22 protein-coding genes and 1 pseudogene are annotated in these 25,015 nt (G+C 62.7%); 2 read left to right on the top strand and 21 right to left on the bottom strand.

Annotation, left to right across the window (positions count from 1 at the left end; translation table 11 throughout):
• Window positions 1-4: 4 nt before the first annotated feature.
• A complete protein-coding gene (gene hydA, locus ACH79_RS36140; protein WP_161855189.1) occupies window positions 5-1,474 on the bottom strand; it encodes a dihydropyrimidinase in 1,470 nt (489 codons plus the stop codon).
• Window positions 1,475-1,677: 203 nt separating this feature from the next.
• On the opposite strand from hydA, the gene ACH79_RS36145 reads away from it, so the two are divergent.
• Window positions 1,678-2,340 carry an aspartate/glutamate racemase family protein gene (locus tag ACH79_RS36145; RefSeq protein WP_161855190.1) on the top strand — a complete coding sequence of 221 codons (663 nt, stop codon included), beginning with the start codon at window positions 1,678-1,680 and terminating at the stop codon, window positions 2,338-2,340.
• Here the strand turns inward: ACH79_RS36145 and ACH79_RS36150 are convergent.
• The 16 genes from ACH79_RS36150 to ACH79_RS36225 all read right to left on the bottom strand — a co-directional run bounded on the left by ACH79_RS36150 (window position 2,334) and on the right by ACH79_RS36225 (window position 19,153).
• On the bottom strand, window positions 2,334-2,993 hold the full coding sequence (locus ACH79_RS36150; RefSeq protein ID WP_161855191.1) for a flavin reductase family protein: 660 nt from the start codon (window positions 2,991-2,993) through the stop codon (window positions 2,334-2,336). The two genes, ACH79_RS36145 and ACH79_RS36150, sit on opposite strands and share 7 nt — an antisense overlap.
• Window positions 2,994-3,926: an N-carbamoyl-D-amino-acid hydrolase gene (locus tag ACH79_RS36155; protein WP_161855192.1), complete on the bottom strand. Its 933-nt coding sequence runs from the start codon at window positions 3,924-3,926 to the stop codon at window positions 2,994-2,996.
• A 153-nt stretch (window positions 3,927-4,079) separates the two neighbouring features.
• Window positions 4,080-5,066 carry an ABC transporter ATP-binding protein gene (locus ACH79_RS36160; protein ID WP_161855193.1) on the bottom strand — a complete coding sequence of 329 codons (987 nt, stop codon included), beginning with the start codon at window positions 5,064-5,066 and terminating at the stop codon, window positions 4,080-4,082.
• A complete protein-coding gene (locus ACH79_RS36165; protein WP_161855194.1) occupies window positions 5,063-6,052 on the bottom strand; it encodes an ABC transporter ATP-binding protein in 990 nt (329 codons plus the stop codon). Before ACH79_RS36165 ends, ACH79_RS36160 begins: the two co-directional genes overlap by 4 nt.
• A gap of 41 nt (window positions 6,053-6,093) precedes the next feature.
• The gene (locus ACH79_RS36170; RefSeq protein WP_161855195.1) at window positions 6,094-7,017 is read right to left on the bottom strand and encodes an ABC transporter permease; all 924 of its coding nucleotides are present in this window, start codon (window positions 7,015-7,017) and stop codon (window positions 6,094-6,096) included.
• Window positions 7,014-7,955, bottom strand: a complete 942-nt coding sequence (locus ACH79_RS36175; RefSeq protein ID WP_161855196.1) for an ABC transporter permease — start codon at window positions 7,953-7,955, stop codon at window positions 7,014-7,016. Before ACH79_RS36175 ends, ACH79_RS36170 begins: the two co-directional genes overlap by 4 nt.
• Window positions 7,956-7,972: 17 nt before the next feature.
• Entirely contained in the window at window positions 7,973-9,577 is a 1,605-nt protein-coding gene (locus ACH79_RS36180) for an ABC transporter substrate-binding protein (RefSeq protein ID WP_161855197.1), read from the bottom strand.
• 235 nt (window positions 9,578-9,812) lie between these two features.
• Window positions 9,813-10,982 carry an amidohydrolase/deacetylase family metallohydrolase gene (locus ACH79_RS36185; protein WP_161855198.1) on the bottom strand — a complete coding sequence of 390 codons (1,170 nt, stop codon included), beginning with the start codon at window positions 10,980-10,982 and terminating at the stop codon, window positions 9,813-9,815.
• A gap of 81 nt (window positions 10,983-11,063) precedes the next feature.
• Window positions 11,064-12,437: an amidohydrolase family protein gene (locus ACH79_RS36190; RefSeq protein WP_161855199.1), complete on the bottom strand. Its 1,374-nt coding sequence runs from the start codon at window positions 12,435-12,437 to the stop codon at window positions 11,064-11,066.
• A complete protein-coding gene (locus ACH79_RS36195; RefSeq protein WP_161855200.1) occupies window positions 12,434-14,017 on the bottom strand; it encodes an ABC transporter substrate-binding protein in 1,584 nt (527 codons plus the stop codon). Before ACH79_RS36195 ends, ACH79_RS36190 begins: the two co-directional genes overlap by 4 nt.
• A gap of 32 nt (window positions 14,018-14,049) precedes the next feature.
• Window positions 14,050-14,934, bottom strand: coding sequence for a polysaccharide deacetylase (locus ACH79_RS36200; protein ID WP_161855201.1), 885 nt, complete (start codon window positions 14,932-14,934; stop codon window positions 14,050-14,052).
• Window positions 14,921-15,733, bottom strand: coding sequence for an ABC transporter substrate-binding protein (locus tag ACH79_RS36205; protein ID WP_161855202.1), 813 nt, complete (start codon window positions 15,731-15,733; stop codon window positions 14,921-14,923). Before ACH79_RS36205 ends, ACH79_RS36200 begins: the two co-directional genes overlap by 14 nt.
• Window positions 15,734-15,749: 16 nt before the next feature.
• Window positions 15,750-16,514, bottom strand: coding sequence for an amino acid ABC transporter ATP-binding protein (locus ACH79_RS36210; RefSeq protein ID WP_161855203.1), 765 nt, complete (start codon window positions 16,512-16,514; stop codon window positions 15,750-15,752).
• Window positions 16,511-17,368 carry an amino acid ABC transporter permease gene (locus ACH79_RS36215; protein WP_161855204.1) on the bottom strand — a complete coding sequence of 286 codons (858 nt, stop codon included), beginning with the start codon at window positions 17,366-17,368 and terminating at the stop codon, window positions 16,511-16,513. Before ACH79_RS36215 ends, ACH79_RS36210 begins: the two co-directional genes overlap by 4 nt.
• Entirely contained in the window at window positions 17,365-18,189 is an 825-nt protein-coding gene (locus tag ACH79_RS36220; protein ID WP_161855205.1) for an ABC transporter substrate-binding protein, read from the bottom strand. The genes ACH79_RS36215 and ACH79_RS36220 overlap by 4 nt, the downstream gene beginning before the upstream one ends.
• Before the next feature lies 1 nt (window position 18,190).
• Window positions 18,191-19,153, bottom strand: coding sequence for an N-carbamoyl-D-amino-acid hydrolase (locus ACH79_RS36225; protein WP_246738764.1), 963 nt, complete (start codon window positions 19,151-19,153; stop codon window positions 18,191-18,193).
• Between the two features lie 185 nt (window positions 19,154-19,338).
• On the opposite strand from ACH79_RS36225, the gene ACH79_RS36230 reads away from it, so the two are divergent.
• Complete coding sequence (locus ACH79_RS36230; protein WP_161855207.1) at window positions 19,339-20,244, top strand: LysR family transcriptional regulator; 906 nt, start codon at window positions 19,339-19,341, stop codon at window positions 20,242-20,244.
• A gap of 205 nt (window positions 20,245-20,449) precedes the next feature.
• On the opposite strand, the pseudogene ACH79_RS36240 reads toward ACH79_RS36230, so the two are convergent.
• From ACH79_RS36240 to ACH79_RS36255, 4 genes and pseudogenes are all read right to left on the bottom strand, one after another.
• Window positions 20,450-20,644 (bottom strand): annotated as a pseudogene (locus tag ACH79_RS36240) (alpha/beta fold hydrolase); the annotation flags it as partial.
• Window positions 20,645-20,902: 258 nt separating this feature from the next.
• Window positions 20,903-21,232 carry a hypothetical protein gene (locus ACH79_RS36245; RefSeq protein ID WP_308200422.1) on the bottom strand — a complete coding sequence of 110 codons (330 nt, stop codon included), beginning with the start codon at window positions 21,230-21,232 and terminating at the stop codon, window positions 20,903-20,905.
• A gap of 565 nt (window positions 21,233-21,797) precedes the next feature.
• A complete protein-coding gene (locus ACH79_RS36250; RefSeq protein ID WP_161855208.1) occupies window positions 21,798-23,165 on the bottom strand; it encodes an HlyD family type I secretion periplasmic adaptor subunit in 1,368 nt (455 codons plus the stop codon).
• Window positions 23,162-25,006 (bottom strand): type I secretion system permease/ATPase, encoded by a 1,845-nt coding sequence (locus tag ACH79_RS36255; RefSeq protein WP_246738267.1) that lies wholly within the window; start codon window positions 25,004-25,006, stop codon window positions 23,162-23,164. Before ACH79_RS36255 ends, ACH79_RS36250 begins: the two co-directional genes overlap by 4 nt.
• Window positions 25,007-25,015 lie beyond the last annotated feature (9 nt).

A 25,015-nucleotide genomic window follows, 5' to 3' on the forward strand; every position in this document is an offset into this window, starting at 1 on the left:
CGGATCACAGCAGGGTCGCGCCAAAATTCTGTTCGGGATCCATGTCCGGCATCAGGCGCCCGGTCGGTTTCGCTGCCTCGCCGCCCGTACGCGGAAGGAAGCGCCCGGAGCCCGCTCCGACCGAGCGTTTGCCGTCCGCCACGATGACGCGCCCGCGCGACAGCACGGTCACTGGCCAGCCGCGCAGCTTGCGGCCGGCGAAGGGCGTGTAGCCCGCCAGATCATGCATCATCGCATCGCTCAGTGTGACCTCTCGCGCCGGATCCCAGATCGCGATGTCAGCATCGGCGCCGACCGCGATTGAGCCCTTGCGCGGATGCAAATTGTAGATCTTTGCCGGTGCGGTCGCGGTCAGTTCGACGAATTTTTCGAGGCCCAATCGGCCCTTTGAAGCCATGGCATCGAACAGCAGTGGCAAGCGGACTTCGAGGCCGGGCAGACCGTTTGCCACCTGCTTGAAATTGGGATTGGGGCCGGCGCGCAGTTTTCCGGTCTCATCGAACCGGTACGGCGCGTGATCGGACGAAACGGTCTGGAGATCGCCGAGGGCAAGCGCCTGCCACAACGCTTCCTGGTCAGCGGCGCGACGCGACGGCGGGCTGCACATCCATTTGGCGCCTTCCACGCCGGGCTTGTCGAGATCGTCGGCGGTGAGAAAGAGATATTGCGGGCAGGTCTCGGCGAACACCTTCAGCCCCTGCCCGCGCGCATCGCGGATCACCTTGGCACCTTCGGCCGTCGACACGTGAAAGATCATGATCGGCTGGTCGATCAACGCGGCCATGCCGATCAGCCGGTTGAAGGCCTCCGCTTCCGAGACGCGGGCGTGGCTGATGGCATGATATTTTGGATCGGTATAGCCGCGCGCCAGCAGCCGCTTCACCATCCAGGAGATGATGCCGTGGTTCTCGGCATGGGCACAGAGCATCGCGCCACCGTCGCGCGCCGCAAGCAGAATGTCGAGCAGCGGTTCGTCGTCGATTTTCAGGCGATCATAGGTCATGAAGATCTTGATCGAACCATGGCCCTGCTTGATCAGCGTGGGCAGATCCGCTTCCAGCGTTTCCCTGGTCGGATCGGCGATGATCATGTGAAATGCATAATCAATGACCGCGCCCTTTCTTGCCAGCGCGTGATATTCCTCCAGCACTTGCGGCAGCTTCATGCCAACGTGCTGGGCCGCGAACGGGATCACGGTGGTGGTGCCGCCGAAGGCCGCCGAAACAGTCGCACTCTCGAACGTGTCGGCGTTCACAATGCCAGCGGCCGAGAGTTGCTCGATATGGGCGTGGCTGTCGACACCGCCGGGGAGAACCAGCTTGCCCCGCGCGTCGATCTCCCGCCGCGCGCCCGGTAGCCCGCGGCCGACGGCTGCGATCGTCTCACCGGAAATGGCGACGTCGGCCTCGAACACGTCGCTTACGGTCGCGACGCGTCCGCCGCGAATGAGAAGGTCGTAGGCGGGCTCGGTCATGACAAACTCCCCGAATATTGTGTCCTGAATCCTAGGTCTTGCATTTCCCGAATAAAAGCACAGATCGTACCGTTACCCTCCCTTGCGCTTTCACAGCAGACAGTGGACCATGCATCACTGGATGGCATGGTCATTGCTTCCATTGTCGTCTTGTTGCGCGTCGATCTCGCAGGATCAACCGACGCATCCCGCAGGAAAACACCATGTCCCGGTCACGCATTCTCGTCATCAATCCCAATTCCAACCAGCTCGTGACACAAGGGCTGGAGCAAGCCTTGAAGCCGCTCGACTTTGAAGGCGGACCGGAGATCGTCTGCGAAACGCTGACCGAGGGTCCTTACGGGATCGAGAGCCAGGCCGACGTCGATGGCGTGGCGATGCCGCTGCGCCGCCTCGTCGAAGGCGACAACCATTCGGCTGCCTTCGTCATTGCCTGCTATAGCGATCCGGGTCTGCATGTCTGCCGCGAAGCAACCGACCGGCCCGTGTTCGGCATCGCCGAATGCGGCGTGCTGACGGCGCTGGCGCGCGCCGAAACCTTCGGCGTTATTGCGATCGCACAGCGCTCGATCCGCCGCCATGTCCGCTACCTCAGGCAGATGGGCCTGATGGATCGCCTGACCAGGGAACGGCCGCTCAACATGAGCGTGGCTGAGACCGCGTCGGGCGAAGGGACGCTCGCGAAGATGATCGAGGTCGGGCGCGCGCTCAAGGACGAAGACGGATCCGGCGCCATCGTGATGGGTTGTGCCGGCATGGCGCGGCACCGCCGGCCGCTGGAGCAGGCGCTCGGGATTCCCGTGATCGACCCGACCCAGGCGGCCGTGACCATGGCGCTGGGCACGGTACAGTTCTCGCATCACTGACTTTGGTCGGACGTTTCGGCCGCTCCGTTGCGCGCGAGCCACTGCGCGTGGCTTTCGCGCGCCAGTGCGAAGGTGTCGCGCTGGGCAGCGTAGAGATTGCCGAACAAGCGCCCGATCGGCCGGTAAACGTCGAAATCGACATACATCTTTTCCCGGTCGATCAGGCCCTCGCGCGCGTGCAGGCGCAGCACCTCCCCAACAAGGAGTTCGCGGCCGGGCCCGAAGGCGAGCGCGACATGCTGTCGGCATTCGAGTGCGAAAGGCGCCACGGCTAATCTCGGCACATCGATATCGATCGACGGCAATGTCTTCAGCCCCGTCGCCTCCACTTCGCTGTCACCGGAGGGAAAGTCGACCGCGCAGTCGTTCATGGCGGCCGCCAGCGCCTCGTCTACCAGATGCACGACGAACTGCCCACTGCGGTGGATGTTGCGCGTGGTGTCCTTGGGACTGAGATCGGCCTTGTGCTGCAGGCCGAGCACAAGAAGGGGCGGATCTTCGGAGAAGACGTTGAAGAAGCTGAACGGCGCCGCGTTGACGCTACCATTCTCGTCGAGCGTCGTGACCAGCGCGATCGGCCGCGGCACGACGGCCCCACACAGCAGCTTGTACCGGTCGTGCGGGTCAAGTTCGCGGAAGGAGATACCCGACATCTAGTTTTCCGGAGGCGGCACCGCGCCGGCGCGGCTGGTGATCAGGCCGTAATGTTCAATGCGGCGGTGGCGCGCGAAATTGAAGATCGTGTTCTTGCCGAAGATGGTGGCGTCGAGATCGCAGGGGTGAATCAGCAGCTCATCCTCCTCGGTCTTGGCCTCGACGACGATCTCGCCGTCCGGATCGACAATCAGGCTGCCGCCGATCAAGGGATGGCCGTCTTCGATGCCGGCCTTTGCAACGCATACGACCCAGGTCGAGTTCTGGTAGGCACCGGCCTGCGCGGAGAGCCGGTTGTGGAACAGCCGCTTTTCGGGCCCCTCCTCGGGCTTCTCGGCATTGAACGAGGGCGTGTTGTAGCCGATCAGCACCATCTCGACACCTTGCAGGCCCATCACGCGATAGGTCTCCGGCCAGCGCCGGTCGTTGCAGACAGCCATGCCGAAGATGCCGCCGAGTGCGCGCCAGACGTTGAACCCGAGATCGCCCGGCTCGAAGTAGCGTTTCTCCAGATGCTGGAACGCGCGTTTCGTGTCGAACTCCGAATGACCGGGCAGATGAACCTTGCGGTACTTGCCGACAATTTTTGCGGATTTGTCGGTGAGGATGCAGGTGTTGAAGTGATGCCCATCCGGCGTCAGTTCGGCATAGCCAAAATTCATTGCGATCTTGTGGTGGGCGGCCCGCTCGAACAAAGGTCTTGTCGCCGGATTCGGCATCTCGCGTTCGAACCAGGTGTCAACCTCGGCCTGATCCTCCATGTACCAGCGCGGAAAGAACGTGGTGAGCGCAAGTTCCGGATAGACGATCAGGTCGGCGCCCTTCGCCTTGGCTTCATCCATCAGCGCGATCATGCGCTTGACGACGGCATCACGGCTTTCGGCTTTCTGGATCGGGCCCAGCTGGGCAGCGGCAACATTGATGACGCGCATGGCTAACTTTCTGGATGCTTCGATCTAAGGCGGCGCTTGCATGAAGGTGACGTAGTCTGCGGAGATCGGATCTCTATCCGGCTCAATCGAAGCCAGCAGTTAAAGTTTTGGTTCACTCGAAGTCAATTCCAGAGACAGTCCGCGACACGCACATCAGTTCTGCGCCGGCAGCGCGTCGAGATGACACGCCACCCATTGACCGCCTTCCACCAACCGAAGCTCCGGCTCTTCCGTCCGGCAGCGATCGAACACGTATGGACATCTGGTGTGGAAGCGGCAACCGCTGGGCGGATTGATCGGGCTCGGCACGTCGCCCTTCAAAATGATCGGGTTTCGAACGGCTCCGGGCTCCGGCACCGGCACGGCCGACAGCAGCGCCTTGGTGTAAGGATGCCTCGGCGCGGTGAAGATTTGTTGTCTGGGCGCCATCTCGACGATCTTGCCGAGATACATGACGGCAACACGGTGCGTCATATGCTCGACGATCGCCAGATCGTGGCTGATGAAGAGCAGCGCGAGGCCGAACTCGCGCTGCAGATCCTGCAACAGGTTGACGATCTGCGCCTTGACGGAGACGTCGAGTGCCGAGACCGCCTCGTCGCAGACGATCAGTTCGGGTTCCGCGGCAAGCGCCCGGGCGATGCCGATACGCTGGCGCTGGCCACCCGAGAATTCGTGCGGTCGGCGGCCCAGCGCGTCGCGCGGCAGGCGCACGGTGTCCATCAGCGCCGCAACCTTCGCATCGAGTTCGGCGGAAGATTTGGCGAGGCCGAAATTGCGGATCGGCTCCGCCAGGATGTCGCGTACGCGCATGCGCGGATTGAGGCTAGAGAACGGATCCTGGAACACCACCTGCACGCGGCGGCGCATGCTGCGCAGCCCGCCGGGTGAAAGACCGTCAATGCGCTGGCCATCCAACACCACCTGGCCGGCGGTGATGTCGAACAGCCGCAAGATGGCCCGGCCAACCGTCGACTTGCCGCAGCCGGACTCGCCGACAAGGGCCAGCGTCTCGCCACGCTCGACCTCAAAGGACACGCCGTCCACGGCATAGACCCAGTTGGACTTGCGGCTGAACAAGCCGCCGCGGACCGGAAAATGCTTCTTTAGATCGTTGACCTGGAGCAGCGGGACGCTCATGCCGCGACCGCCTCCTTGCGCGCGTAGTGGCAGGCGGCGATGTGGCGAGGTCCCTTCTCTTCGAGACCGGGGGCAACCTGCCGGCAGAGATCAGTCGCCAGCGCACAGCGCCCGGCAAAGACACAGCCCTCGATCCGTCCCTTGAGGCTGGGCACCTGGCCGGGAATCTCGGCGAGCCGCCGCGCTGCGCCTGATAGCGAGGAGCCAAGCTTCGGCACCGCGCCGAGCAGGCCCTGCGTATAGGGATGACGAGGCGAGCGGAACAAATCGGCCACCGGGGCTTCTTCAACCTTGCGGCCGGCATACATGACCATGACGCGCTCGGCGATTTCAGCAACCACGCCGAGATCATGGGTGATCAGAACGATCGCCGCGCCGACGCGGCGCTTGAGATCCAGCATCAATTGCAGGATCTGCGCCTGGATCGTGACATCAAGCGCCGTGGTCGGCTCGTCGGCGATCAGGAGTTTTGGATTGCAGGCGAGCGCCATGGCGATCATCACGCGCTGGCGCATGCCGCCGGAAAGCTGATGCGGATACTCGCGCACGCGCCGTGCAGGCTCCGGGATGCCGACCAATGTCAGCATTTCGATCGCGCGCGCCTCGGCAGCCTGCTTGTCGAGCCCCTGATGCATCCGCAGCGTCTCGCCGATCTGACGGCCGACGGTCAGCACCGGATTGAGGCTCGTCATTGGCTCCTGGAAGATCATCGATATCTCGTTGCCGCGGATCGCGCGCATCTCTCGTTCCGAGAGCTGCAGCAGATCCTTGCCCTGGAACCGGATAGAACCCGCGATCTTGCCTGGGGGCTCCGCGATGAGCCGCATCAGCGACATCGAGGTGACCGACTTGCCGCAGCCGGATTCGCCGACAATGGCAAGCGTCTCGCCTTCATTGACATGAAAGGAGACGCCGTCGACCGCCCGATTGATACCCTCGGGCGTTCGAAAATGGGTCTGCAGATTCTGGACTTCGAGCAACGCCATCAGATCAGAACCTCATCGGAAAAGCCGGAGCGGATCATGCGCTAGAGGCTCTTGGCCATTCGCGGATCGAGCGCATCACGCAGGCCGTCACCGAGCAGATTGACGGCAAGCACGGTGACGGACAGAAACGCGGCGGGAAAGAATACGATGTAGGGCTTGACCTGCCACAGCGCCCTGCCTTCGGCCATGATGTTGCCCCAGGATGGAATGGTGGGTGGCGTGCCGGCGCCGATGAAAGAGAGGATCGACTCCACGATCATGGCGCTGGCGCAGATATAGGTTGCCTGGACCAGCATCGGCGCCAGCGTGTTGGGCAGGATGTGGCGCAGGATGATCATCGGCGTTCTCGTGCCGGAGGCTGTGGCGGCGTCCACGTAGGGCTGTTCACGTAGCGACAGCACGACACTGCGCACCAGCCGCGAGACGCGCGGGACTTCGGCAATCGTGATGGCCAGGATGACGTTGCCGACGCTCGCGCGCGTCAGCGCCATCAGTGCGACAGCAAGCAGGATCGGCGGGATCGACATCAGCCCGTCCATGAACCGCATCAGGATGCTGTCCGCCCAACGCACGAAACCCGAGACCAGGCCGATGGCGAGACCAGCGAGCGAAGACAGCACGGCCACCGACAAGCCCACGGTGAGCGAGACCCGTGCCCCGTAGAGCACGCGTGAATAGATGTCGCGGCCCAGCAAATCGGTGCCGAACCAATAATCCGCGGAAGGCAAGCGTGTACGTTTGGCGGGCGCGAGCGCGGTGGGATCGACGGTCCCGAGCCAGGGCGCAAAGATCCCGATCAGCACTAGGCAGAGCAGCAAGGCGCCGCCGATCGCAACCGTCGGATGACTACGCAGGAAGCCGAACACACCGCGCCGGATTGCCACCGGCACCAGCAGATCCGGCAGTTGCGGCGCAATGACGAGGCCGGGCGGAAACGGGGCCGTACTTGTGGTGGAGATGCTCAATAGCGGATCCTCGGATCGACCAGGGTGTAGGTGACGTCGACCATCAGGTTGACGAGCACATAGAGGAAGCTGAACAGCAGCACGATGCCCTGGATGACCGGGTAATCGCGGCGCAGGATCGCGTCGATCGTCAACCGGCCGAGGCCCGGAATGGCGAACACGCTTTCGGTCACCACCGCGCCGCCTATCAACAAGGCGATGCCGATACCGATCACCGTCACGATCGGAACGGCTGCGTTTTTCAGCGCGTGAACGAACAGGATGCTGCGCTGGCCAAGGCCTTTGGCGCGGGCGGTGCGGACATAATCCTGTTGCAGCACCTCGAGCATGGAAGCGCGGGTGATGCGCGCGATCAGCGCGATATAGACGGAGCCGAGGGCAAGTGCCGGCAGAATTAGGTTCTTCAGCCAGGGCCAGACGCCCGCGGTCAACGGCGTGTAGCCCTGCACGGGAAGCCATTCGAACTGCAGCGCGAACACATAGGCAAGGACGTATCCGACAACAAAGACGGGGAGCGAGAAGGCGAACACGGCGAACGCCATGATGGTGCGGTCCACCCAGCTTCCCGCCTTCCACGCCGCCGCCACGCCGAGCGGCACCGCGACAAGGATGGTCAGGACGAGCGTAATCGCCATCAGCGAGAACGTCGGCTCGATGCGCTGCGCGATCATCGCGGCGACCGGCAGGTTGGTGAAGATCGAGGTGCCGAGATCGCCATGCAGGATATGCCAGAGCCAAGTCCCGAACTGGACCAGAAACGGCCGGTCGAGGCCAAGGCTCTGGCGTATGCGCTCAACGTCGGCGGGGCTCGCCTGGTCGCCTGCGATCACCGCAGCCGGATCGCCCGGCGCGATGTAGAGCAGGCTGAAGACGAACAGCGCGACGATCCCCATCACGGGCAAGGTCGAGAGGACGCGCCGGAGGATATACGAGACCATGTGGGTTTACTGCGTCGTCATGCGGTCTTCGACACGCCCCAGAAGAAGGGCAGCGGTCCCTTGGCGATACCGGAGACGTTCTTGCGCCACGCCGTATAGCTCAGGAAGAAGCCGGTCGGTGCATAGATCACGTCCTCGATCGCCGCCTTGTTGAGGCGCTTCACCGCAGCCTTCTCCTCGTCGAGATTCTTGGCGTCGAACCATGCCAAAACCTCCTTTTCGACGGCCTCGCTCGTGGGCCAGCCAAACCACGCCTTGTCGCCAGTGCCGCGAATGGCGTTGTAGGCGGCGGGATTGATGCAGTCCGCGCCGGCGTGCCAGGTGTGAAACATGCCCCAGCCGCCCTGGCCCGGCGGCGTCTTCTGGGCGCGGCGGGAACCGACCGTGCCCCAATCGGTCGCGACGAAGTCGACGTTCATGCCCATTTGCTTCAACAGATCCGCAGTGACATCGCCCTGCGCCTTGGTGATCGGTTGATCCTGCGCCACGACACACGTGACCGGCTGGCCTGAATAGCCGCTCTCGGCCAGCAACTTCTTTGCCATTGCGAGATCGCGCTTGCCTTTCAGGATCTCGCCGCCCTCTTCCGTGTAGAGCGGTGTATCCGGCGTGAAGAAGCCCGGCAGCGGCTTCCAGAGCGCGGTATCGTCGCCGACCAGCGCGCGCATGTAGTCTTCCTGGCTCAGCGCCGCGAGCACGGCACGTCGCACCTTCACATCGTTGAAGGGCGGATGCAGGTGGTTCATCCGGAATGAACCGATGTTGCCGAGGGGATCGGCGATGTCGACGTTGATGTTGCGGTTCTTCTTCAGCGACGGCACGAGATCGGTGATGGGGCTCTCCCACCAATCGACTTCGCCGTTCTGCAGTGCTGCCGCCGCCGTCGCAGGATCGGGGATCACCACCCATTCGATGCGGTCAACCAGCATCTGCTTGCCGCCGGCGAGCCAGGATGCCTTTTCCTGCCGCGGCGTATAATCGGCAAACTTCTCGAACACCGCCTTGGCGCCGGGCACCCATTCGCCCTTTGCGAACTTCATCGGGCCCGAGCCGATATATTCGGGGATCTGCTTGAACGGGTCGGTCTGGGCGATGCGCTCCGGCATGATGAACGCGCAGGGCGTGCTGTTCTTGCCCAACGCCAGCAGCATTTTCGGATAAGGCGCCTTCAGCGACCATTTGAAGGTCCTGGCGTCGACGGCGGTCAACTCGTTCTGGACCGCCTTGATCATCAGGCCCATCGGATCGCGCGCTGACCAGCGCGTCAGGCTCGCCACCACGTCCTTGCTGAGCACTGGCTCGCCGTCGTGAAACTTCAGCCCCGGCCGAAGCCGAAAGGTCCAGACCAGGCCGTCATCAGACACCTCCTCGGACTCGACCATCTGGCGCTGGGGCTGCAGCGTGGCGTCGAGGCCGTAGAGAGTGTCCCACACCAGCGCAGCGGCGTTGCGCACGACATACTGGGTCCCCCAGATCGGATCGAAATTCGCGAGATTGGCCTGCGGCACAAAGCGCAATGTGCGCGCCGCAGCGCCTTGGGAAAGCGCCGGCATCGAAAGGCCGCCCGTCGCCGCGAGGCTGCCTACTCCGGCCAATCCCTTCAACACAGTCCTGCGATCCATGGAGCTCTCCCAGTCTCAGTGGTAAATGGCGATTCCGGCCAATTCATTGGCCGGAGGTTCGAGGCCGGCGCGAGGTGAAACGGGCCAGTCAAACCGATGCCAATCAGTCTCCTTTTGCTTGCAAGCGGTATGCCAGCACGGCTTGCCCACGCGCCGGCCGACTTCCGGCCGACCACACATGAAGTACTTTCGATCGATCACATTTTCGCGCGGTCGTATCCATTTGCGGCCCTGCCTAGCCTGCAAGCCGCTTGAATTTCGGCGATTGTTTCGGGTGCCACCAAGCGCCCCCAATGACGACGCCCTCAGACACGATCTTGCGGTCGCCGATCAGGTGCTCGCCGACGACGTCGACATAGTCGAACTGGCCTCGCTGGACCGAGATGACGGTGGCGTCTCCCGCGCTGCCCGGCTTGAGACTGCCGAGTTCGGGACGCCGTAGCGCCATCGCCGCATTCACCGTCGACCCCGCGACCACATCGGGGAGCGGCATGCCCATGCACAGAAACTTGGACATGGTCGTCACCTGATCAAATGCCGGCCCGTCGATGCACAGGGCGTGGACATCAGAGGAAATGGTGTCGGGATAGAAGCCGTTGGCAAGCATTGCGCGGGCGGTCTTGAAGGCGAATGAGCCTTTGCCGTGGCCGATGTCGAAAAGAACCCCACGTTCGCGCGCCTCCAACACGACCCTCTTCACGGTGCCCTGGGAAGTGGCGGGCGTATTGGGAAACGGCCGGAACGCGTGCGTGAGTACGTCGCCCGGACGCAGGCGGGCGAGCACCTCCTCGTAGCTCGGCGGCGGATGGTCGATATGCGCCATCAGCGGCATGCCGACCTGCTCGGCGACCTCGAGCGCGATGTCGAGCGGCACGATCCCCGAGGTGCCCGAGGCGTGGAGCCCTACCCGCACCTTGATGCCGACGATGAGGTCGCGGTTGGCCTCCGCCACGCTGACAGCGTCGATCGGGTTCATCAGCCGCATCTCCTCGCTCTCGCCGACCATGACCCGGTGCGAGAAACCATAGATGCCGGCATGGGAGACGTGCAGATAGGCCAGAATGCGGACCTGGCTCGGCTCGATGACGTGCTTGCGGAAGCCCGCGAAATTGCCCGGGCCGGCGCTGCCGGTATCGACGGCCGTGGTCACGCCGGAGGTGCGGCAGAACTCCTCGGCGTCGATGCCGAGGGAGGTGCCGCCCCAATAGACGTGGGTGTGCAAATCGATCAAACCGGGGGTGACGACATAGTCAGACACGTCACGCACATCGGTTCCGGGATCGGCCTTGAGTTCGCTTCCGACCATCGCCACCTTGCCGCCCGCAAAGGCGATATCCGTCACGGCGTCGAGCTTCTGGGAGGGATCAATTACCCGGCCGCCGCGCAGGATCAAATCGAACGGCATTGCAATCTCCTGATATGGCGGTGAAGGAAACGACGGGAGCGCGTCCCGCCTATCCCTGTAAGTGCGCGTGCCGACGAGCCGTCAGCCATTGAACGCGGCCTGGGCTTCCGGCAAGTCCCAGATCTTACCGATCGCCGCAGACGCGGCCGACATGATCGCGGTCTCGTCGCCGTAAATATACCTGCCCGCATCGATCAGCACGCGCCCGTCAACGATGACCTGGTCGATGTTGGCGCGGTTGCCGAGCGCGACGAGCCCGCGTCGTGGGTCGAACAAGGGCTGCAGATGGGGATGGGTCAAATCGACAACGGTGAGGTCGGCGGTGGCGCCCGGCGCGATCATGCCAAGGTCCGGGCGCTTGATGACCGCCGCTGCGGTTGCCGTGACCGACTCGATCAGTTCGGGTGCGTTGGCTACGTCCGCGCGAGCAGACGCAAGCTTCGAGATCATCGACGCCGCGTTGAGTTCGCCGAGTAGGTCCATGTTGTAGCCGTCGGTCCCGACCACCGTGCGCACGCCGTGCTCCGCGAACCGGCTGAACGCCGCGGTAACGCCCGAGCGCGCAAACACGCGCGGGCAGTTCAGCACCGTGGCGCCCTTGGCCGCCATCAGCTTCAAATCGCCATCCGTGCTCGCGATGCAGTGCGCGGCCATAAGATCAGGCGCCAGAAGGCCCAGCCAGTCCAGATATTCGGCCGGTGTGCGACCGCCGTGGCGGCTTGCGATGGTCGCGACTTCGGCCTGGCTTTGCGCGAGATGGGTGGTGATGGGAACGTCGAGTTCGCGCGCGCGGACGGCACATGCCCGCAGCAGATCCGGACCACAGGTGTCGGTCGCGTGCGGGCTCATCGCAAGGCCGATCCGCCCGTCGCCGCGTCCATTCCAGCGATGGTTTAGCGCGTTCCAGGTGTCCATATCGGCCCGGCCGTCATCGCCCGCGTAATGTACCACGCCATCAGGCCCCGCCTTGGCATCCGAGGTCGAAAACAAATACGGCGCGCCGTAGAAGCGGATGCCCATTTCCTCGGCGGCGTCGAACATCTCCGGAAGGGTGTTGCGGAACGGCTCCATGACCGTGGTGGCGCCGCCCTTCAGCAATTGCAGAATGCCGAGCCGCGCGATGGCGAGCCGCTCCGACGGCAACAGCAGCTCGGCACCGCGCTTGGTCAGCGGCAACAGCACCGTATAGACGATGCTCTGGTTGTTCCGGCGACCATTACCGTCCTCGGTGTGCGTCCGGGCGACGGCTTCACTGAAGCAGTGGTTGTGCAGGTTCAGAAGGCCGGGCAGCACGAAACGGCCCGGCCTGTCAAAGACCTCGGCGGCGGACGGCCGGTCGCGCGTGACGGCGGCGATACGCTTGCCCTCCAGCAACACCCAATGATCGCGCAGCACCTCCTGCGCGCCATCCTTGCGCGACAACAGATAGCTGCCGAAGATTGCGATCGTGCTCATGCCGGTTTCACATTCCAGAATACGGCCGTACCGTCGAGGATGCCGGTAATGTTCGAGCGGTACGCCGTCGGTTGCTTGTACTGACCGATCGGGAAGTAAGGAATTTCCTCGAACGATAACGCCTGGATGTCGCGGCAGATGCGCTGTTGCTCGGCAAGGTTGGCGGCAGCGAGCCACTGGCTTCGCAACGCCCCCATCTTCTCACTCTTGTACCAGCCGGCGGTTTTGCTGTCGCCGCGCAGATTCGAATTGCCGGCCGGGTTCAGCCAATCGATGCCTTGCCAGTTGCCGACGCCGGCGCTCCAGCCGCCCAGGGCGACGGGGTCCTTCTTCAACTGCCGCTGCAACACCACGCCGAAATCCAGCCCGGCATATTCGACGTTCATGCCGGCCTGCTGCAGCATGTCGGCTGCGATGTCGCCGAGCGGCTTTTGTGCCACCGAGTTGGTGGGGACGAGCAGCACCACCTTCTCGCCATTGTAACCGGCGGCTTTCAGATCGGCCTTGACCTTCGCCATGTCGCGCGGCCCGCGAAACACATTGAGGCCGACATCGCTCGCCATCGGCGTACCCGGCGCAAAGAAGCCGATCGGCGAGGATTGAAGGGCGGGATCATCGCCCGCAACCGCCGTCATGAAGGCGGACTGGTCGATCGCGCCCAACAGCGCCCGACGAATGGCGGGATTGTCGAACGGTGGCTGCAGATGGTTGACGCGTAGCATGCAGGTGTAACCCCGCGGATCGAGAATCCGCGTGGTGATGCCGCCGGTACGCTTCAGCACCGGCAGCAGGTCGTGCGGCGTCGTTTCCTGCCAATCCTGCTCGCGCGTTTGCAGCGCAGCCACCCCAGTCGCGGCATCCGGCATCGTCGTCCAGACCACGCGATCGTAATGAACGATCTTGGGTCCGGCGGTCCAGTCGGGCTCGCCGGCCTGACGGGGCAGATAACGATCGAAACGGGCGTAGACGTTACGCGCGCCTTGCACGCGCTCGTCCGCCACGAAGCGGAAAGGACCGCTGCCTACGACCTCGGTCAGCGGCTTGAACGGATCCTGGCTCGCCAGCCGCTCCGGCATCATGAACGGCGCCTGGATCGCGGCCTTGCCGAGCGCCGCAGGCAGCAGCGGGAAAGGCCTGCTCAGCCGAAAACGGATGGTACGGTCATCAGGCGCCGACAGCTCGTCCGTTGCGGCCATCAGCTCGGCGCCGAACCCGTCGCGGGCCGCCCAACGGCGAATGCTGGCAACGCAGTCGCGCGCCAGCACGCGCTCGCCGTCATGCCATAGCAGGCCATCGCGCAGCGTCAGGTCCCACTGCCGGTCGTCGTTCGACACAACATGCCCGGACACCATCTGCGGCGAGACCTCGAGCGCCGAGTTCATGCCGTAGAGCGTGTCGTAGACCATGAAGCCATGGTTTCGGGAAACCTGGGCCGTGGAGTAGATCGGGTCGACAAAAGTCAGGTCGATCACCGGAATGAAGCGCAGCGTGGTCTGCGACTGCGCCCGCAAAATTCCCGGCAGCGAAAACGCCGGCGCTGCGGCGGCGGCCTTCAGCAGTGAACGACGGGAAACGGGCATCGATGACTCCAGGGATATCTGATCGGTGGTTCTCAGAGGGCAGCTGCTTCGTGACTTCTAAAATTCGCCGCGATCGCCTCTCCGGTTGTGATCCACAGATCGGGGCAGGATTTGGCATAGGTGAGAAATTCGCGCAGCAGCCGAAGCCGCATCGGACGACCGCTGCATTGCGGATGCAGCACGGTCGTGACCATCGCGCCCCAATCCCTGACCTCATCGAGCTCATCCTTCCAGATCGAGAGCACATGCTCCTTGGGAAAGATCGGCCGCGGGCTGAACCGGGCAGACAGTCCATGCATCCAGTCGTCGTAGCTTGCAGTTACCGGAAGCTCGATCGTGCCTGGCCTGCCATCGGCAAGGCGATGACGATAAGGCCGCACGTCGTCGCGAAATGACGAGGTGTAGACGATACCGTGGCGCACCAGCGCCACGCGCAGCTCTTCGGTGAATTCGCCGTAGGGCGCCCGATAGCCGATGGGCTTGACGCCAAGCCGACGCTTCAGCGCCTCAAAACCCCGCTCCAGCTCGTCCTCGATCCAGGGATCGCCCGGATCCGGCAGCAGATGGTGATACCCGTGGTGGCCGATCTCATGGCCCGCCTTGAGAATGGACTCTGCCATCGCGGGATGCGCATCCACCGACCAGCCGGTGACGAAGAACGTCGCCTTCAGATCGAGCTGATCGAGCAGCTCCAAAAGTTTCGGCGTGCCGACGCGCGCCTCGTAGCCGCCATAGCTCATCGTGATGAGCCGCTGGGCGTGCAACGCGTCCTTGCTGGTCCAGGCGGTCTCCGCGTCCACGTCGAAGGAGAGGAACATCGCTGATGTATAGGGCTTGGGCCACGGATAGTGCGGGGCCGGCGGCGCGGTGTTTGCGGGAGTGAGCGGAATGCTTGCAAGCGCTTTACTGTCCAGCATTGATGGTCGCCTTCTCTACGCCGTAGTCGGTCAATTTCCACTTCGCCAGCAACGCACGGTAGGTGCCATCAGCGATCAAGGAGTCCAGAGCCTCCACGACCGCCTGCTGAAGCGCCTTCTCTTTGATGTTCAAAGCAAGCCCGGTGAACTGGGTGGCGAACACGTCGCCGACCGGGACATAGGTGCCCGGCTCGAGGTCCATCATGTAGGGAAGCGTCTCGCCGCCCTGGACGGCCGCATCGATCCGTCCTTGCCTGAGCTGGGTCCGGGCATCGGCCGATCCTTCCGTGCCCACGAATTGAACCGGGTTGCCGCCGCAATGTGCCTCGCTCCAGGCAGCGATCAGCTTTGGAAACGACGTGCGCCGGCTGGCGCCGACCTTTTTGCCGCAGAATGCCGTCGTGTCCTTGAACTCGGCGGCGCGCGACTGCTGCACGAAGAACCGAGGCCCATTGCGAAGGTAGTCGACAAAGGTCGCCGTGTCCTGCCGGCTCGCCATATCCGTCATGCCGGACAGGATCGCATCGACCCTGCCCGTCGAAATCGCGGGCATCATCTGGTCAAAACTGGTTTGCTGCCAGTCGATCTTGAGCCCAAGCTTGCGACCGAGCGCCTCGCCAAGCTCGACGTCGAAACCGGTCAGCGTGTTGGTCGCGGGATCGCGGAATTCCAGGGGTGGATAGTTCGGGACGATGGCAACCTTGATACTGCCCTGCTTGGCGATTTCCGGAGGGAGCTCAACCGCCATGACCGAAGCATTAGCGGCACTGAGGAATGCGGCTGCAAGAAAACGTTTCATCACGAAATTCGCTCCATCAGATCACCGCGGAAAGAAACGATTGGGTGCGCACTTCACGGGGCTTACCGAGAACCTCTGCCGCTGGGCCGGATTCCACGATTGCGCCATGGTCCATGTAAACAACGGTATCCGCCACCTCCCGCGCGAAGCCGAGCTCGTGCGTCACCACCATCATCGTCATGCCGCTGCGGGCAAGTTCCTTCATGACGGTGAGCACCTCTCCGACCAGTTCGGGATCGAGGGCACTCGTCGGCTCGTCGAACAGCATCAGCATCGGCTTCATGGCGAGCGCGCGGGCAATCGCTACCCGCTGCTGCTGCCCGCCGGAAAGCTGAGAGGGATAGGCATCGGCTTTCGCCGCCAGCCCGACGCGCCGCAGAAGCTCCATCGCCTCCGCTCGCGCCTCCTCCTTCTTGCGGCCCTGCACCTGCACGGGGCCTTCGGTGATATTTTCAAGCGCTGTTTTGTGCGGAAACAGATTGAAGCGCTGAAACACCATCCCGGTCTTCAGGCGCTGGCGCGCGATCTGCCGTTCGGTGAGGCGATGCAATCGCCCACCCTCTTCTCGCACGCCCAGCAACTCGCCATCCAGCCAGATGCCGCCGCTGTCGATCGACGTAAGCTGATTGATGCAGCGCAGGAGCGTTGTCTTGCCCGATCCCGACGCACCGATCAGGCAGAGCACCTCGCCTGGCCGAACGTCGAGCGAGACGCGATTGAGGGCTTGAAACTCCCCGAAGTTCTTACTGACCGAACGGATGGCGACGAGGGGCTGGGTCATCGGGTGATCTGCAATGCTCCACGCGCGAAGCGTCGTTCGAGAAGCATCTGCAAAGGAGTCAGGATCGACACCACGAGCAGATACCAGGAGCCGGCGACGATCAGGAGTTCGATCACGCGTGAGTTCGCGTAATAGATATTCTCGGCGCTGTGCAGCACCTCCGGATACTGGATGACGCTTGCCAGCGACGTGGCCTTCACCATGCCGATGAACTCGTTGCCGAGCGGAGGGATTACGACCCGCATCGCCTGCGGCAGGATGATCCGACGCAGCGCGCGCAGCCTTCCCATGCCGATCGCCTGCGCGGCCTCATATTGCCCGATGTCGACCGACAGCATACCCGCCCGCATCACCTCGGACGTGTAGGCGCCCTGATTGATGCCGAGGCCGAGCAGCGCGGACAGAAACGGCGTCATGACATCGACGGCCCGCGCCGACCACAGGCCCGGAATGCCGATCGTCGGAAACACCAGCGCGAGGTTGAACCACAGCAGCAATTGCAGGATCAGCGGCGTACCGCGGAACAGCCACGTGTAGCCGGCGGCGACGGACGCCAGAACCGGATTGGACGAGAGCCTCATGATCGCAACGACGACGCCCAACACGATGCCGAGCGCCATCGCGAGCACCGCCATCACCATGGTGTTGGTGATGCCCTCGAGGATCACCTTCGCGGTCAGGAAGCGGCTGACATAGGTCCATTCGATCTGGCCGTTGACGAAAGCGCGACCGATCGCAGCCAACACGACGAGAATCGCAGCCGCAGCGAGCCATCGCTGCCAATGAACCTGACGTGCGACCGTCATCCCCGAAATATCGGGAAAACCCTCCGCAAGTGTGGACGCCATTCTCATTGCGGGGACGCATTCATCATCGGCTGGGCCACCGCGTTCGCGCCCAATCCGTATTTATCGAGAATGGCCTTGTAGGAGCCGTCAGCGATCATGGCGGCGAGATGTTCCGTCACCACCTCGCGCAGCGCCACGTCGTCTTTCCGGAACATGATGCCCTGATAGCCAGTGGCGAACGGCTCTCCGATGACGCGGTATTTCCCGGCCTCCTGCTGCTGGGCGTAGGGCAGCGTCTCGGTGCCCTGCACCGCAGCGTCGATGCGGCCCTGCTTGAGCTGGTTGCGGACATCGATGCTGTTCTCACCCGGGACATATTGCACGGCAGGCTTGCCGTTCGTCTCGCAGTTCTGCTTGCTCCATTTCTCGATCTCGACCGGAAAGCTGGTGCTGCGCGTCGTTCCAACCTTCTTGCCGCAGAGATCGATGGGAGACTTCGCCGCATTTTCCGTCAGGACGAAGAACTGCGGGCCTGTCGCCAGATAGTCAATGAAATCCGCGGTCTCACGCCGCGAGCTGCGGTCCGAAATGCCGCTGATAATGAAATCGGCGCGCTTGGTCTGCAATGAAGGGATGAGCTCGGCGAACGGCGTTTCGCTCCAGATGATCTTCACGCCGAGTCGCTTTGCGAGTTCGTTGGCGAGATCGATATCGAGCCCGACGAGCTGATTTGTCGCGGGATCACGATACTCCATGGGGGCATAGGTCGAGTTGACCGTCAGCCGCAACGTGCCCGCCTGTTTGATCGCTTCCGGCAGTTCGGCGGCCCCTGCCGTTGTGACGGCGACGAGCGCGGCGAACCCAACGGAGAACAAGAGACGTGTCATATCAGCTCCTTCGGCCCACGCCGCGACTGGCCGCTTGATGTTTAACCGCATCGAGCGTGGCCGGCTCGATAACACCGGCACGCTCCGTGATCGCCGAGTATTGTTCCGGTCGCCGGTGCGCGGCGAAATTGAACATCTTGTCCTTGCCCTGGCGACAGAGATCGAGGTCGAGGTCGGCAACGATGATTTCGTCCGCGAGCGTTTGCGCCTCAGTGACGATCCTGCCATTGGGATCGACGATGCAGGAGCCACCGATCAGTCCGGAGCCGTCCTCGGTCCCCGCCTTGGCGACCGCGATCGCCCAGGTGGCGTTCATGTAGGCATTGGCCTGGGTTACCAGCTTGGAGTGGAAGGTGCGCAGCGCTGCGTCTTCGGAGACACCGCCGTTCGGATCGTAGGCCGCGGAATTGTAGCCGACGCAAACCAGTTCGACGCCCTGCAGGCCCAGCACGCGCCAGCCTTCCGGCCAGCGGCGATCATTGCAGATCATCATGCCCATGATCGCGTGGTGCCAGTCCGGTCCCACCCGAAAGGCAGGAAATCCCAGATCGCCATATTCGAAATAGCGCTTTTCGAGCTGCTGGTAGGCTGCGCCGGCACGCGGCTCGACCGAGCCCGGCAGGTGCACCTTGCGATAACGCCCGAGGATTTCGCCGTCGCGATCGACCAGGATCGAACAGTTGAAGCGCCGGCCGTCCGACGTCAGTTCGGCGTAGCCGACATAGAAGCCGATGCCGAGCGCCCGCGCGCGATCGAACAAGGGCTGCACGGCCGGATTCGGCATGCCGCGCTCGAAGTAATGATCGAGCGCGTCGCCCTCGATAAGCCATCGCGGGAAGAAGGTCGTGAACGCCAGTTCGGGAAAAACCACCAGTGTTGCGCCGCGCGCAGCCGCCTGCTCCAGCAACGCCAGCATCCGGCCAAGCGTATGCTCTCGCGCATCAGCTTTTTGCGTCGGCCCCATCTGAGCGGCGGCGGCGCGGAGAACTCGAACCAACATTGCCTCCAATCTGAGCGGACTGCTTACTCAAGAGGCGGATGATCCCGCTTCGATGGCGCTCCGATGCAGGGCTGATTACGCGGAAGCGCAGTCCTAAACGCAATCACTCGTGCTATGATATTTTCAGCGAGACAATAACCGGTAGTTATATGAACCTGCGCCAATTGGAGATCCTGCGTGCGGTTATCCGCCATCGCACCACCGTCGCGGCGGCGGACGAACTCGCGCTCTCGCAGCCGGCGATCAGCAACGCGCTGAAGGCGATGGAGTCGCAGGCGGGCTTCGCGTTGTTCGAGCGTGTCAACAACCGGTTGTTCCCGACATCAGAGGCGATGGCGCTTTACAAGGAAAGTGAAGCGATCTTTGCGCTCCACGCCAAACTCGAAAATCGCGTACGCGACTTGAGGGAGTGCCGCACAGGGCTTCTATCGATCGTGGCAACGCCGCCGCTGGCCTACAGCATTATTCCGCGCGCTTTATCGGACTTCCTGCGCCGCCGTCAGCAGACACGCGTCTTCTTCGATGTGAGGCGCTACGAGGGAATCATCGACGGCGTGTCGAGCAGGGTTGCAGAGCTCGGATTCGCGCTCGGGCTGTCGCATCATCCTGGCATTGCGCATGAGGTGGTTCACACCGGCGAAATGGTCTGCGTCTTGCCGCCGAACCATCCGCTGGCCGAACGGCCGGTCATCTCCGCTTCCGACCTTGTCGGCTTACCCTTCATCGGGCTGGAGCGCGGCACGCGGTTGGGCGAAGCCGTGCGCGAGAGCTTTGCGCAGGCCGGCTCGCCGTTTCAGCCGACCGTCGAAGTGCGATACTGCAACACGGCCTGCGTGCTCGCAGCCGCCGGCGTGGGCGCGGCGGTCGTCGATCCATTTTCGCCGCGCCAGAACGGCAGCCAGGATCTGATCGTTAGGCCTTTCACGCCCAAGACGGTGGCTATTGCCTATATGCTGTGGTCTGAGGCGGAGCCTCTATCGCGCTTGGCCAAGGCGTTCCTGAATGAAGTCCGCCAAGCGGCTGCTCCCTGGACCGAGATGTCTCTTGAGCGTTGAATAATGTGCAACAGGGCGCGCTCGACCTACGGTAAGCAGGCCGAATGTCCGACGCACGATGTGTGACGGTCACAGGTCCTTTTCGGCGAGTTCGCGAAACCCGTCGGGAACGATGCCCAGCACCACCGAGCCGTATCCAATAGCATCCCATCCGAAGCGATCGCGAATCTTATCCACGGCACGGTGGGCCGCCCATCGGCCATGCCTATTTTGATGCCGGGGCAGCGGCGTTCATCTTGAAGTCCGTCGGAATGAACGTCACCGACACAAATGCCTGCACCGTACCGGGATGATCCAGAGCCAGCCGATATCCCACTCGCGCCCCGCGGTCGTGGCCAATCGGGCCGAACCGCTTAAAACCAAAATGCTTCATCACAGCGAGCTGGTCGCCAGCCATGGTCCGCTGGGAATAGGCTGCAGGGTTAACGTGCTGCGGTCCACGGCTATCCCCGTAGCCACGGCGCGGCGCAGCGTTCCTCGATCAGCGGGGCTCCACTCCACAAGCCGCATGGTCTGGCGCCGTTTAATGCGATTGAGAGCGCGGTGTCCTCATCCGGAGGTATTCATGGCACGCGCCTTTACTAGGGCGGAACGGGAAACTGAACGTCGTCGCTATGTCTCGCAATCTGAGTCCGGTCTCACATCAGGACCCCGCTTGTCAGAAGCCGGTGTGGCTTGCAACAAAGTCCCTGACGTGTTCGGGTACTGGTACGCCATCGATATCGCAGCGGGCTTGAATATCTTCGGCGACTTGGTTGGAAACATCCTCGATCCAGTGCTCAAGTGTGTTGAAGGCCATGACTCGAACCGGGGCGTTGAATTGGCCAGTTAGAAGATCGGAGATGGTAGTTTCGAGGTCGTCCCGCTCGATCTGTTTTTCAGGGCAATCACTGCGTGACGCTCCGAAACGATCGAACACAAGGTAGACGGTCTGATCAGCGCCGTAAGGCACTAACGTCGGCAACCAATTCGGCTTAGGCATCGCCATGTTGCTCTCCTTCGATGCATTACTGAAATGTCTGCGATGCTACTTCTAGTCGGAAGCCGACAATCTGGATGCACTGTTGCGCAAATTTTCGTACAGCATTTGATGGCTGCCTTTCATCGCCAAGCAGCCCCGGCATGATTGCCGAGCCGCACGCCGTCGCCATCAGGCTTCCTTTCGCGCGATCTTTATGTCAGACATTGGTCCACAAGCGGCGGGTCAAGGATCGCGCATGCGAAGTCCGGACTGCCTTCAATACCAGACCAGCCGCAAGCGACGAAGTTGGTCGGCTTGGGGCCCGCGAGCTGACATTAGTGCGGTCGCTACTTCCGTCTCGTCTCAGAGTTGGACCTTTGTCAGCGCGACTGGTACAAGTCGCGCAGCGCCCGTCCGCGGCCTGACCGGAGATCTGCGTTGCGCCCCTAGTCGACGGAGGCGGATTCATTTTCTGTCGATCCGCAAGCAAAAGCAGTGGATACTCAAGTTGCGCATCGCACCAAACGCTCGAACTCCGTTAATCACGGATACTCGCGGTGCTCGGGATTGACGAGCAGATTGCTCGTTTCGTTCAGGTTTCGCGGAAAGCGCGGGAGAAGCTATCAAAGGCCGGCTTCATGATATACTCGAAAAAGGTGCGCTCTCCTGTCTTGATGTAAATGTCGGCCGGCATGCCGGGTGTCGGAACGAATTCAGGCATGTGCTTGAGAATATCGTCTTGGTCTAGGCGCACCCGAACCACATAGAATTCCCGACGGGTGTCACTTGGAGGGCGGCGTGTTTCCGCCTTGATCTGTACTTGCTCCGCCAACACGTCTGCTGACACGTAGATGACGCTCGCGCCGACCATGGGCGTGATGCGTTGGTTGAGCGCCGACAGCCGCACCAGCGCCTCCTGACCTACGCTCACGTGCGAAATGTCCTTAGGACTCACATGTGCCTCGATGACGCGCTCTTCGCCTATCGGCAGGAGCTCAAGCAGCACGGCGCCAGGAGAGACGACACCGCCCGGTGTATGGAAGTTCCTCTTCAACACGATGCCTCGAACCGGCGAGCGAACGTCGATGCGCTCGACGATATCCTGGGCGGCGCGAATCTGCTCCTCCACGTCATCCAGGTCCGCTTCGGTCTCGCGCAGCTCCTTGATCGCATCCCGGAGCGCCGTCGAGTGGAGCTGGGCTATTCTTTCGTTCGCCTGAGCGATCCTCTCCTTCGAATCGGCGATGCGGCCAAGATACTCGCCGAGTTCTCCCTCGAGACCTGCCTCGGAGCGTTGCAGCGCCAGCACATCCGACTTGCGGACCAACTGCTGGCGAAGAAGCGAATTCTTGTCCTTCAGCTCCTCGGCGAAAAGGGCAATACGCTGTTGGGTGGACTGCACTTGAGCCTGATATCCGCGGATGCTTTCCTCCAGCCCGGCGATTTGCTTCATGAGTACGCTTTCCTGGGTTACAAGACTAGTCCTGCGTGCCCTCAGTTCGGCACGTTGCCGCTCAAGAACCGCTTTGATTTCCGGATCACGTGCGCTCTCGCTGAATGCCGCGGGAGTTTCTATTGTCTCTGACGAGCTCATTTCAGCTTCGAGACGCGCCTTCATGGCGAGCAGCCGATACTTCTTTAAGACCAACCGCCTCAGCTTGGAGTTGGCAGCGGTGTCGTCCATGCGAACGAGCACCTGGTTCGCCTCAACGGCATCACCGTCCTTTACCGCAATCTCGCGGATGATGCCGCCCTCGAGGTGCTGGACCAGCTTGTTCTGTCCGGTAGCCACGAACGTGCCCGAGGTGACGACAGCACTGTTCAGTGGAGCGACTCCGGCCCAAACACCGAAACACCCGAGCCAAACGACCAGCATGGCTAGGCCGGTAAAGATGGGCCATTTGGCGCTCAGCGGAACGCCGCGGTACCACTCACCGGCGCTGTCCTTTTTTGCTTTCATCTGTCCTCCCGCGTGGTCACCTCACGGGCCTGAGGATTCGATGCGTTGCGGCTGCTCCGGCTTACCTGCGGTGCCCCGCCGGGCGATCGAACCAGGCGATGCAGCACGTCGCTTGGAGATCCGAACGCTTCGGCCCGTCCGGCCCGCAGGATGAGCACTTTGTCCACGCTGTTCAGCAGCGCCGGGCGCAAGGTTACCACCACTGCGGTGACCCCCCGCTTTTTCGCGCGCTGCAGGGTCTCGGTCAGAGCCAGCTCCCCTGCCGCGTCTAGATTCGAGTTTGGCTCGTCGAGGACGACAAGGCACGGATCACCGAAGAAAGCCCGGGCGAGCGCGATGCGCTGCTTCTGTCCCCCGGAGAGCGGCCCGCCGCCGCGGTCGAGCACGGTCTCGTATCCTTGCGGCAGCTGACAGACCATGTCGTGGATGCCCGAGAATATCGCTGCCTCATAGATGCTCGCGTCGGGCAGGTCGTCCCGCATGCGACAGATGTTCTGCTTGATCGTCCCGGGAAATAGCTCGACCTCCTGGGGCAGGTAGCCGGTATATTCGCCAAACTGGCGACGATCCCAATTGCGCAGCTCCGTTCCGTCCAGCCTGACCTTACCGGCGGTCGGCACTAGACAGCCCACCAGAATGCGCGCGAGGGTCGACTTACCCGACCCAGACGGTCCGACAATGGCCAGAGACTCTCCGGGCGCCAGCTCGAGCGACACACTATTGAGCACCGGCTCCTTCGAGCCGGGCGGCAAATACAAGACCCGATCCACGGTCAGCCGCCCTTGCGGCTTGGGCAGGCGCAGCTTAGGCGTCTCGCGCTGGAATGACTCGACCGCCTGCTTGACACGCGCATAGGCCGATCGCGCCTGAATACAGCTGCGCCATCCCTCGATCAGGCCCTCGAGCGGCTGCAGGGCGCGGCCGACGATGATTGCGGCCGCGATCATCATGCCGCCGGTGATCTCGGCGTTGAGAGCCAGATAGGCGCCCACACCGAGGATCGTGATCTGGGTCACGAGCCGGACGAACTTCGACGCACCGCTGATCCAGAAATTCCGGTCAAGGGCCTGGCTCTGCACCGTCAGGGCCGGCGCCTGCCGGCGACCCCAATGAAGAATGCTCTCGCTCAGCATTCCCATCGCATTGATAACCTGCGAATTTCGCGCCAGCGACTCGGCCGCCGCATCGGCCTCAGCAGCATGCAGGCCTGCCTCGCTCAGACGTTCCGAGGTCGCTTTCTGGTTGAGCACCGCAATCAGCACCAGTGCCAGGCCCGACACGACAGCGATCCATCCGAGATCTCGGTGAATGAGAAATATGACTCCGAAGTAGAGGGGCGAGAGCGGCGCGTCCATCAGCATAAGCATGACGGGGCTCGAGATGAATCCCCGCACCTGGTGAAGGCTACGAATCGCCTGGATGGTCCCGCCCTCGCCGGCCCTGGCGTTGTTGATACTGCTCGCCAGCACTGCACCACCGAGCACGGCCTCCATCTTGGTCGCAAAACGCCCAAGCACCTGCCGACGCAGAATGTCGATGATCGAGAGGATGCCGATGAACGCCAGCGCGAGAGCCGAGAGCATCAGCAGTGTTTCGAGGCTGCGGCTCGTCAGAACGCGATCGGAAATCTGGAACAGGTAGATCGGCAGCGTGAGCATCAGCAGATTCACGACGACCGAAAATGCAGCGACCGCAATCAGGTTCGTGCGCGCGACCGAACGCCAGGTGGCCAGCGGGTTGACAGGTCCAACATAGTCGCGGGCCTCGCCGCCGGGTGCGACGCGAAGGTGATCTGCAGAATAGCTGCGCGGCGGATTGTCCAGTATCTCGACGGCCGCCATGTTCGCCCC

The organism is Bradyrhizobium sp. CCBAU 051011 (genome assembly GCF_009930815.1).
GTDB lineage: Bacteria > Pseudomonadota > Alphaproteobacteria > Rhizobiales > Xanthobacteraceae > Bradyrhizobium.